The organism is Devosia albogilva, from assembly GCF_042685625.1.
GTDB classification, from domain to species: Bacteria; Pseudomonadota; Alphaproteobacteria; order Rhizobiales; family Devosiaceae; genus Devosia; species Devosia albogilva.
Genome location: NZ_JBHUNP010000005.1, coordinates 1 through 9,165 on the forward strand (window position 1 = coordinate 1; position 9,165 = coordinate 9,165).

The window sequence follows — 9,165 nt, forward strand, 5'->3', positions numbered from 1 at the left end:
CCCATTGGTTTTAAAGCTGTTAAAGATGCCTTGGCTGGCAAAAAATATCCTTTATCGCTTATTTATGAGCACCCTTTTTCTCCCTCATTAACTTCTCATTTGGACGCTTAATTAGATGCAACAACGTGTCATCGTCGGTATGTCTGGTGGTGTAGACTCCTCCGTTTCTGCCGCATTATTACTTCAACAAGGATATCAAGTTGAAGGTCTTTTCATGAAAACTGGGAAGAAGATGATGGTACGGATTACTGCACAGCATTAGAAGACCTAGCAGATGCACAAGCGGTTGCAGATAAGATGGTTATCAAGCTGCACACCGCCAATTTGCCATGGAATACTGGGATCGTGTTTTTTGAACACTTCTTGGCTGAATACGCTGCGGGTCGCACACCAAACCCAGATATTCTGTGCAATAAAGAAATTAATTCCGCGCCTTCCTCGATCATGCCATGACCTTGGGTGCAGACTTTATAGCCACAGGTCACTATGCACGTCGTGGTGCGAGCCTACAAAATTCACGTGGCGAAAGCTATGCGCCATTGCTCCGTGGTGTCGATAATAATAAAGATCAAACCTATTTCTTACATGCGGTTCATGGTCGAGAAATTAACAAGACCTTGTTCCCTGTGGGTGAAATTGAAAAACCCGAAGTGCGTCGCTTGCAGAGCAACTGGATTTAGCAACAGCCAAGAAAAAAGACTCCACCGGTATCTGTTTTATTGGTGAGCGTCGCTTTACTGACTTCCTAAAACAATACTTACCTGCACAAGCTGGAAAAATGTTTTGGAATCAGGTAAAGAAGTTGGTGAACATCATGGCTTGATGTACTATACGCTGGGTCAGCGCGGTGGTATCGGTATCGGTGGTATGAAAGGTGTACAAGAAGGTGCATGGTTCGTACTCCATAAAGATATTGCCAATAACCGACTAGTGATTGGTCAAGGACATGAACATCCATTGATGCAAAGTACACAGCTTTGGAGCGAGTCGATTGATTGGGTTGCAGTGAAACAGGACATTCCATCGGCTGGATTCCGCTGCACAGCGAAAACCCGTTATCGTCAGCCAGATCAAGCGTGTACAATTTATCGCGATGAACAGACTGAACATGGCATTCGGGTTGAGTTTGATGAGCCGCAACGCGCTGTGACTCCAGGACAAAGCGTGGTGTTCTACTCTGGAGAGGTTTGCTTAGGCGGTGGGTGATTCACCATACCAATGCACCTGAACCAGATTTTATTTAAGGAAATTGGAAGCGAAGCATGGTCGAGTACCCTTTCAGCACACTCAAGCGTTGAATGTTAGACAGAAACCGTGCTCTGGCATTGGCTGCGGTCTTTCAGGCAACTCAGTTAACACATATGACTGCAATGGCTGGCCAGCAAAGCATTGGTGATAGTGGTAATTTTATTTGAGCTATTGATCAAAGCCAGCCTGAATATTAGACCGACTGCCAACAATGCTACGCAAACCCTAGATTTCTTTAATCAACTTGCTGATATTTCACTCGGCTTAAAAACATAGAAGGCTGTATTACTCAGCCTTTTAATACCGCGCCCAAATCCCGTGTTCCAAAAATGTCTACGGCTAAACTGCCGATGTCCTATGCAATGGCTTTATTGCAACTGGAAAAGAAAGTCTACAGCAATCCCGAATACGTCAAAATCATCGAAACAGCACAGCAAAAAATCTTAAAGCAACTCTCATTTTTCGATAATAACTATCTGCACCCAAGCATCATTGCCAATCTCGCACAGACCTATGTAGAAACTGCTGGACAGATCAATCCACGTATTTTAGTGCGTGGCAATGCCGAAGCATTTAAGATATCAATCATACCACCGTATTCGTGCATGCCTCTTTACAGGCTTACAACTTGCACATTTATGGAAGCAGCTCGGTGGCAGCTCATGGAGTATGATCTTTAGTAAACGCAAATTATTGCAAGATATTCAAGCTCTCGCTCGTTTGCAGTATCAGGTGTATAGACCGATGCTACAACGAATTTATTTTTATGTTTATTCCAAAATTAAGGAATCTGTATGAATGCTTTAACCGCACTCTCGCCACTTGATGGACGTTACGCTAGCAAATGCGATGCCCTACGCCCTTTTTTGTCTGAGTTTGGTTTAATCCACGCTCGTGTCACGGTTGAAGTGCGTTGGTTACAAGCACTTGCAAATCGTGCAGAAATCATTGAAGTTGCACCGTTTTCAAATGAAACCAATGCAGCTTAGATGCAATCGTTTCAAACTTCTCTGAAGAAGATGCAAACCGCATTAAAGAAATTGAACGCACTACGAACCACGATGTAAAGCGGTTGAATATTTCCTTAAAGAAAAAATTGCCAATATTGATGAATTACAAAATGCAGGCGAATTCATTCACTTTGCCTGTACTTCTGAAGACATCAACAACTTGTCTCATGCGCTAATGTTGAAAATGGTCGTGAAGTTTTAGTTGCAAGTATGAAGCAACTTCTCAATGCGATTTCTGCTTTGGCAACAACGCATGCTGAACAACCGATGTTGTCTCGTACACATGGTCAACGGCAAGCCCTACCACGTTGGGTAAAGAGATGGCAAACGTTTGCTTATCGTTTAGCGCGCCAAATCAAGCAATTTGAAAATGTTGAATTACTCGGCAAGATCAATGGTGCTGTCGGTAACTATAATGCTCACCTTTCTGCTTACCTGAAATGACTGGGCTGCACATGCACAAGCATTCGTGAGTCTTTAGCCTAAGCTTCAACCCGTATACCACACAAATCGAGCCACATGACTATATGGCTGAGTTATTTGATGCTCTACGCCGTTACAACACCATCTTGATCGACTTTAACCGTGACGTTTGGGGCTATATCTCACTCGGTTACTTCAAACAAAAAGTTAAAAGATGGCGAAGGGGTTCTTCAACCATGCCGCATAAAGTTAACCCGATTGACTTTGAAAACTCTGAAGGTAACTTGGGTATTGCCAATGCTGTTTTAGGTCACTTAGGTGAAAAGCTGCCTGTTTCACGCTGGCAACGTGACTTAACTGACTCAACCGTATTACGTAATATGGGTGTTGGTTTGCCCAAAGCTTAATTGCTTTTGATGCCTGCTTAAAAGGCGTTGGTAAACTTGAACTGAATGCTGCACGTTTAGACGAAGATTTAAATCAAGCACAAGAAGTTCTTGCAGAGCCGATCCAAACTGTATGCGTCGCTACAATGTTGAAAAGCCATACGAAAAATTAAAGCACTTACTCGTGGTCAAGCAATGACACGTGAGATGATGGTGAACTTCGTCAATGGTGATGAACTTGCACAAGTACCAGCTGATGAGCGTGCTCGCCTAGCTGAGTTAACACCTGCAACCTATACGGGTAATGCAGATGAACAAGCAAAACAAATCAATGACTTGATCAGCAAAATCTAAAACTGATTGACTTAAAAAGCAGAGCTTCGGCTCTGCTTTTTATAATTAGGAAAGTTAGTGTCCAAACATTTAATTCACAACAAATTTGTAGGTTTACTCACTCATCATCCCCCGCCCCATAAAAACCCACAGAAATACTGATATCGTAGGCTCCTTTATATTTTGGTACTCCTCTACCCTTAATTTATTATACGCACTTATATCATTTGTATTAATCGGCTTTACTTCAACCCCCATATCACTTGGAAAGTTGTTTTTATCTCAAAACTTCTTTCTATAACTCTTCCACCTGTAATCGTAATATCCTGACTATAATTTTATTCATATGAGCGATTGGTAATTCACTAGGTTGTACTTGATAATTTCGACTACATCCCATTAAAGCGAAACATAGAGTAAAGATAAATGTGAAATTCATACCAAACCCTTAAACTATGACTATTCAATTACTCTTGAACTATAAAAGTGTATTTTTTGTCTATTTCAGCGTCCCCGCCAGCGTAAAACCCAGCTGAGATATGAACTGTAAATGTACCTTTATACCTTGGAGTTCCTTAATTTCTATTCTATTATATCCATCTAAATCATCAACAGGTCGAACCTCAACTCCTAGATCCTTTGGGATGTCTGTATTTAATGGCTTATGCTTATCAATAACTTTTCCACCAGAAATATGAATGACCTGATGATAAAATTGATTAACATGGGCTACATTTAAATTTTCAGGTGTAATCTTATATTCTTGCCACAGCCTTGCAGCGCAAAAATAACCAAAACAATTAAAATCAACTTGTATTTCATTAAAAATCATCCTGAACATTACAACTACTAAGAAAAAAAAGAAGTTTACTTATTTTCCTCTTCCAACTCCTTTTCCGTGCAGTATCTTGGGACAACCTTCATAGCTTTTACATCAAAATATTCGTCGCATACCTCCTTACCAGTTTCATCTTTTCTTCTATATAAATGTTTTTTTTGCTCTTCACTCATCGAATCTAAGTAATTATAAAAATACAGATGATCAATCACTTCTGGATCATAAAACTGGTACTTAACTCAATTCCAAATGGCTCACCTTTTTGATTTTCATTACAATCTGCCTTAAGGTTGTAGCTCACGCGTGTTTTGGAATGGAATTTACTTCTAATTTCATCATGCATGGGATAAGCACCGACAAGTACACCCTCTACATCAATCGCATCTTTAAAGATACTTCTCACTTGTCGGTATCTGGTTTCTTCAGTTCTTCTTCAATTTCTGCATCGGTTTCTTTTTTAATATCATGTGCTGGACGTTCTAAACGAAATCGAAAACTATCAATTTGCTTATCATTTTTTCTCTCACCAAGCGAACGCCTATATCATCATAGATATATAAATGGTTAAATTAGCTCCATCTGTACTGTCCACTTTTCTATAATTTTTTCCCAATGCTTTGAGCCAAGGGTCTACAGTAGAATTCAGATAGAGATCTGTGCCGTTATAATGATTGCACAGCCACGCACCTTAAATTGATGCTTCTGGTTTAATTTCTTGATAGATCCTTCTGTATCAGCACTTGGTTGCCCTGCTGACTGGGCATTACTGCAACTGATACATACAAAGCTGATAAGCAGAATTCCAAAAATATTTAAATTTATTCATATTCAATACAGTTATTTTTTCACAGGATAGTCGTCACAACCGCCGCCTAAAATAGGATGATCGCGATCAGGGCCTTCACAGAATGCTTTACGCTGTCTCGCTTTCTCCTCATCACTGATAGAATCAAAATAATTTATAAAAATACATATGATCAATCACTTCAGGATCATTAAACTGGTACTAACTCAATTCCAAATACGTCACCTTTTTGATTTTCATTACAATCTGTCGTAAAGTTGTAGCTCACCCGTGTTTTTCATGGAATTTACTTCTAATTTCATCATGCATGGATAAGCACCGACAAGTACGCCATCTCATCAATCGCATCCTTAAAGATACTTCTTACTTGCTCCGTATCAGGTTTCTTTAGCTCTTCTTCAATTTCTGCATCTGTTTCTTTCTTTATATCGTGCTCTGGTCTTTCTAAACGGAAACGAAAACTATCAATTTGCTTATCATTTTTTCTCTCAACCAAGCGAACGCCAATCTCATCATAGATATATAAATTGGTTAAATTAGCTCCATCTGTACTATCCACTTTTCTATAATTTTTCCAATGCTTTGAGCCAAGGTTCTACAGTAGAATTCAGATAGAGATCTGTGCCGTTATAATTAATTGCACAGCCATGGACCTTAAACGATGTTGTGAGTTTAATTTCTTGATAAATCCCTCAGTATCCACACTTGATTGTGCCGTTGACTGACCGTTACTACAGCCCATACATAAATCATGGGTAAAAACTTAATAAACCTTTTTAGGATATTCATAACTTTTACAGCCAAATACGTTTACTAAATGTTCGCCCTCTTTACACAAATATTTATTGGGAAAGAGCTATTTATGAACATTTTTCCTTTCCTCCTCCAACTCCTCTGACGTACAGTAACTTGGAACAATTTTCATAGTTTTTACATCCATATATCACCACAAATTTCTCTACCATTCTCATCAGTTCTACGTCCTAGAGCCTTTTTTTGCTCTTCACTCATCGAATCAAAGTAATTATAAAAATACAGATGATCAATCACTTCAGGATCATTAAAACTGGTACTTAACTCAATTCCAAATACGTCACCTTTTTGATTTTCATTACAATCCGCCATGAGATTGTAGCTCACCCGTGTTTTTGAATGGAATTTACTTCTAATTTCATCATGCATAGGGTATGCACCGACAAGTACACCCTCTACATCAATCCCATCTTTAAATATACTCCGTACTTGTTCCGTATCAGGTTTTCTTCAATTCTGCTTCTATTCGGCATTGGTTTCTTTTTTAATATCATGTGCTGGACGTTCTAAACGAAAACGAAAACTATCAATTTGCTTGTCATTTTTCTCTCAACCAAGCGAACGCCTATATCATCATAGATATATAAATGGTTAATTAGCTCCATCTGTACTATCCACTTTTCTATAATTTTTTCCCAATGCTTTGAGCCAGGTTCTACAGTAGAACTCATATAGAGATCTGTGCCGTTATAATTAATTGCACAGCCATGCACCTTAAATTGATGCTGTGGATTCAATTTTTTCACAAACCCTTCAGTATCTGATTCGTCTGTGCTGCAGACTGACCATTACTACAACTCATACATAAAATAATGGGTAAAAAACCGACTAGAACTTTTTTTAGAATAGCTGATGGCTTTAATATTCATGCAGAGACTGGTTAAAATATTAACTATTTTCTGACTATTGTTTATGCTTGCCATACTCATCATTTCCAGCATACACTTTGTTCTTAAATATTCCATACAAGCACTTATACTATAAAAAGAAGCGATGTCCTCCTCTTTTCTAAAATCTTGCTCACCAACAAACTTACCGTATTTAACACCTTGCTGGTATATCCGAAGAAGCCAATCACTGTAAATGTGAAATAATGCGCAGCCTTAGGTATATGCTCCAGTTGGCTGCGCCACCTAAAATAAGCGCAAGCTCAAACTGAAGATATCATTTTTTTTAACTCACTCTACTTTTGATCACACGGTCAAAAAGAGTTTTATTTCCAGCAACTTATCTCTAAATCACCTTATTCTTGTACAAGAATAAAGGCGGGATCAAACAATCGCATTCATGCTTAATACTCGGCAACATTTTTGGAAAAATTTAGCACCTTGTAAATGAATAAACAGCGATAGATTAACCCAACTTAGACATAATCCACCGTTCTGGTTTTTAACAGATCGAGTTGCAGCATTTTTTTCTTTTACGACGATATGCGATCAGCAAACCAATGAACCATACTGGTGAAAAAGCCAGCGCAATCAGCGTATCGTGATCTAAAGCTAAGATCACAATGGTAAATACCAAAAATGACATGGTGAACCATGCCATAATCAAACCACCTGGCATTTTAAATTTAGACTGCTGATGCAACTCGGGAATTTTTCCGATAGCAGATATAGACAAAATAATCAGCATAAAGGTAAAAATACATAGAATCGAAGTCAATGCTGAAATGATGGTAAATGCTGTCATGACATTCGGCACAATAAATAAAATCGAGGTTCCAATCGTGACACAAGTCATGGAAAAGATCAGACCGCGAATCGGCACTTTTCTTTTTGACAATTACTAAAACTTTTCGGCGCATCATTGTCTAGAGATAACCTAAAGCATACGCGCTGGTCGCAAAAAATCCCACTATTTGCCGAAGAAAGTGCAGACGTCGCCACCACAAAATTGACCAATCCCGCCGCAATCGGCAATCCAATCAAGGAAAACATTTCCACAAAGGACTTTTTTCTGGTGAGATTTTGCCCAAGAGGTCACTGCGATAATACAAACCAAGGCACCGACATAGAACAACAAAATACGTAATGGAATCGATTGATGGCTCTAGGCAATGATTTATGTGGATCTTTGGTTTCGGCTGCAGTGGTTCCGACCAGTTCAATACCGACAAAGGCAAAATCGCAATCTGAAAGCCTGCTAAAAAGCCAGTAACCCATAGGGGAACATTGATTGAGTTCAAATACATGGCTCATCGAAGCTTTGACACCACTCGGCGAGGTAAAGCCAGTGCTGATTAAATAAATCCCTGCAAGAATAAACAGAATAATGGCGGAGATTTTGATTAAAGAGAACCAAAACTCCAACTCACCAAACATACGAACGCGACAAAGTTCAGGATGGTTAAAATTGCCAGTGAGGTAAATGCAGGTATCCAAACAGGAACGTCAGGATACCAGAACTGCATATACCCCCAATCACAATCACATCGCAATTGCGGTAATAATCCAGTTACACCAATAGGACCAACCAGAAAGAAACCTGCCAAGGGCCGATATACGCTGTTGCAAAATCAGCAAAGGTCTTAAAATTAGTATTTGCCAGCAATAGCTCACCCATTGCCCGCATCACAAAGAAAAAGAAAAAACCGATAATTAAATAAGTTAAAACAATTGAAGTACCCGAAACACTCAAGGTTTTACCAGAACCCATAAAATAGGCCTGTACCAATTGCACCACCAATGGCGATCATCTGGATATGACGATTGGTCAAAGAACGTTGTAACTTTTCTTCATCCTGCTGCGTCATATGTTGACTGCCAGCAGATCTCCTTGCAGAAGTTGCTTTTCATTATTTTGAGTCATGTCATCCTTACTCCAATGTATAACAGCCGTTATCATTGCCTGATATCAATAAATTATTTTTAAAATGCTTTAATTTAAAAGTTCCATTTTCTAAAAGTTATTTTGAAATTAATAATTTAAATGATTCACCTCATCTATAAATGTTGGTATTAGATCCCTTCTCAACACGCTAAAATCTATTTTTTATTAATCAAAACTATTTAGCCGCAAGCATCATATCTCATTCATGAATAAGTTGAAGAAGATGCTCTTCATGTCCGCTTAATTAATACCCAATTAACATGAAATATAAACCATATGATCAATCATAATTGCACTCATCTATGTATTCATGAAATGAGAAACATTTATCATCGAGAAAAACAGAAAAATATGGCTAAAAAATTACAGCATTAAATATCATTAATTAAGCGCTAAATTAGCGATTTACTCAAATACAATGCATTAGGTTCTAATTTGCAATATTGATATTGAGCAACCGTACAGATGCACCCGCTT

At 38.6% G+C, this 9,165-nt stretch carries 13 protein-coding genes and 2 pseudogenes; 9 read left to right on the forward strand and 6 right to left on the reverse strand.

Annotated elements, in window-relative coordinates:
* The first annotated feature begins 115 nt into the window (after positions 1-115).
* From mnmA to ACFSX5_RS19505, 9 genes and pseudogenes are all read left to right on the forward strand, one after another.
* Positions 116-823: pseudogene (gene mnmA, locus ACFSX5_RS19465) on the forward strand (tRNA 2-thiouridine(34) synthase MnmA).
* Positions 784-1,206, forward strand: coding sequence for an aminomethyltransferase beta-barrel domain-containing protein (locus ACFSX5_RS19470; RefSeq protein WP_386835757.1), 423 nt, complete (start codon positions 784-786; stop codon positions 1,204-1,206). Before mnmA ends, ACFSX5_RS19470 begins: the two are co-directional and overlap by 40 nt.
* A 371-nt stretch (positions 1,207-1,577) precedes the next feature.
* Positions 1,578-1,928 (forward strand): DUF489 family protein, encoded by a 351-nt coding sequence (locus ACFSX5_RS19475; protein WP_386835759.1) that lies wholly within the window; start codon positions 1,578-1,580, stop codon positions 1,926-1,928.
* Positions 1,846-2,046, forward strand: a complete 201-nt coding sequence (locus ACFSX5_RS19480) for a DUF489 family protein (protein WP_386835780.1) — start codon at positions 1,846-1,848, stop codon at positions 2,044-2,046. The genes ACFSX5_RS19475 and ACFSX5_RS19480 overlap by 83 nt, the downstream gene beginning before the upstream one ends.
* Positions 2,043-2,237, forward strand: a complete 195-nt coding sequence (locus ACFSX5_RS19485; protein WP_386835761.1) for a hypothetical protein — start codon at positions 2,043-2,045, stop codon at positions 2,235-2,237. Before ACFSX5_RS19480 ends, ACFSX5_RS19485 begins: the two co-directional genes overlap by 4 nt.
* Before the next feature lie 231 nt (positions 2,238-2,468).
* Positions 2,469-2,702, forward strand: coding sequence for a lyase family protein (locus ACFSX5_RS19490; protein WP_386835763.1), 234 nt, complete (start codon positions 2,469-2,471; stop codon positions 2,700-2,702).
* Positions 2,703-2,785: 83 nt separating this feature from the next.
* Positions 2,786-3,088, forward strand: a complete 303-nt coding sequence (locus ACFSX5_RS19495; RefSeq protein WP_386835765.1) for a lyase family protein — start codon at positions 2,786-2,788, stop codon at positions 3,086-3,088.
* Positions 3,088-3,240 carry a hypothetical protein gene (locus ACFSX5_RS19500; RefSeq protein WP_386835781.1) on the forward strand — a complete coding sequence of 51 codons (153 nt, stop codon included), beginning with the start codon at positions 3,088-3,090 and terminating at the stop codon, positions 3,238-3,240. Before ACFSX5_RS19495 ends, ACFSX5_RS19500 begins: the two co-directional genes overlap by 1 nt.
* Before the next feature lie 40 nt (positions 3,241-3,280).
* On the forward strand, positions 3,281-3,421 hold the full coding sequence (locus tag ACFSX5_RS19505; RefSeq protein WP_386835767.1) for a hypothetical protein: 141 nt from the start codon (positions 3,281-3,283) through the stop codon (positions 3,419-3,421).
* Between the two features lie 478 nt (positions 3,422-3,899).
* Here ACFSX5_RS19505 and ACFSX5_RS19510 read toward each other — a convergent pair whose 3' ends face one another.
* The 6 genes and pseudogenes from ACFSX5_RS19510 to ACFSX5_RS19535 form a co-directional block, all read right to left on the reverse strand.
* Entirely contained in the window at positions 3,900-4,241 is a 342-nt protein-coding gene (locus tag ACFSX5_RS19510; RefSeq protein ID WP_386835769.1) for a hypothetical protein, read from the reverse strand.
* A 205-nt stretch (positions 4,242-4,446) separates the two neighbouring features.
* Positions 4,447-4,641: a hypothetical protein gene (locus ACFSX5_RS19515; protein ID WP_386835771.1), complete on the reverse strand. Its 195-nt coding sequence runs from the start codon at positions 4,639-4,641 to the stop codon at positions 4,447-4,449.
* 703 nt (positions 4,642-5,344) lie between these two features.
* The gene (locus ACFSX5_RS19520) at positions 5,345-5,602 is read right to left on the reverse strand and encodes a hypothetical protein (RefSeq protein WP_386835773.1); all 258 of its coding nucleotides are present in this window, start codon (positions 5,600-5,602) and stop codon (positions 5,345-5,347) included.
* A gap of 371 nt (positions 5,603-5,973) precedes the next feature.
* Complete coding sequence (locus ACFSX5_RS19525) at positions 5,974-6,225, reverse strand: hypothetical protein (protein WP_386835775.1); 252 nt, start codon at positions 6,223-6,225, stop codon at positions 5,974-5,976.
* Between the two features lie 1,020 nt (positions 6,226-7,245).
* Positions 7,246-8,180: pseudogene (locus ACFSX5_RS19530) on the reverse strand (amino acid permease).
* 133 nt (positions 8,181-8,313) lie between these two features.
* Positions 8,314-8,532 (reverse strand): hypothetical protein, encoded by a 219-nt coding sequence (locus ACFSX5_RS19535; RefSeq protein ID WP_386835777.1) that lies wholly within the window; start codon positions 8,530-8,532, stop codon positions 8,314-8,316.
* Positions 8,533-9,165 lie beyond the last annotated feature (633 nt).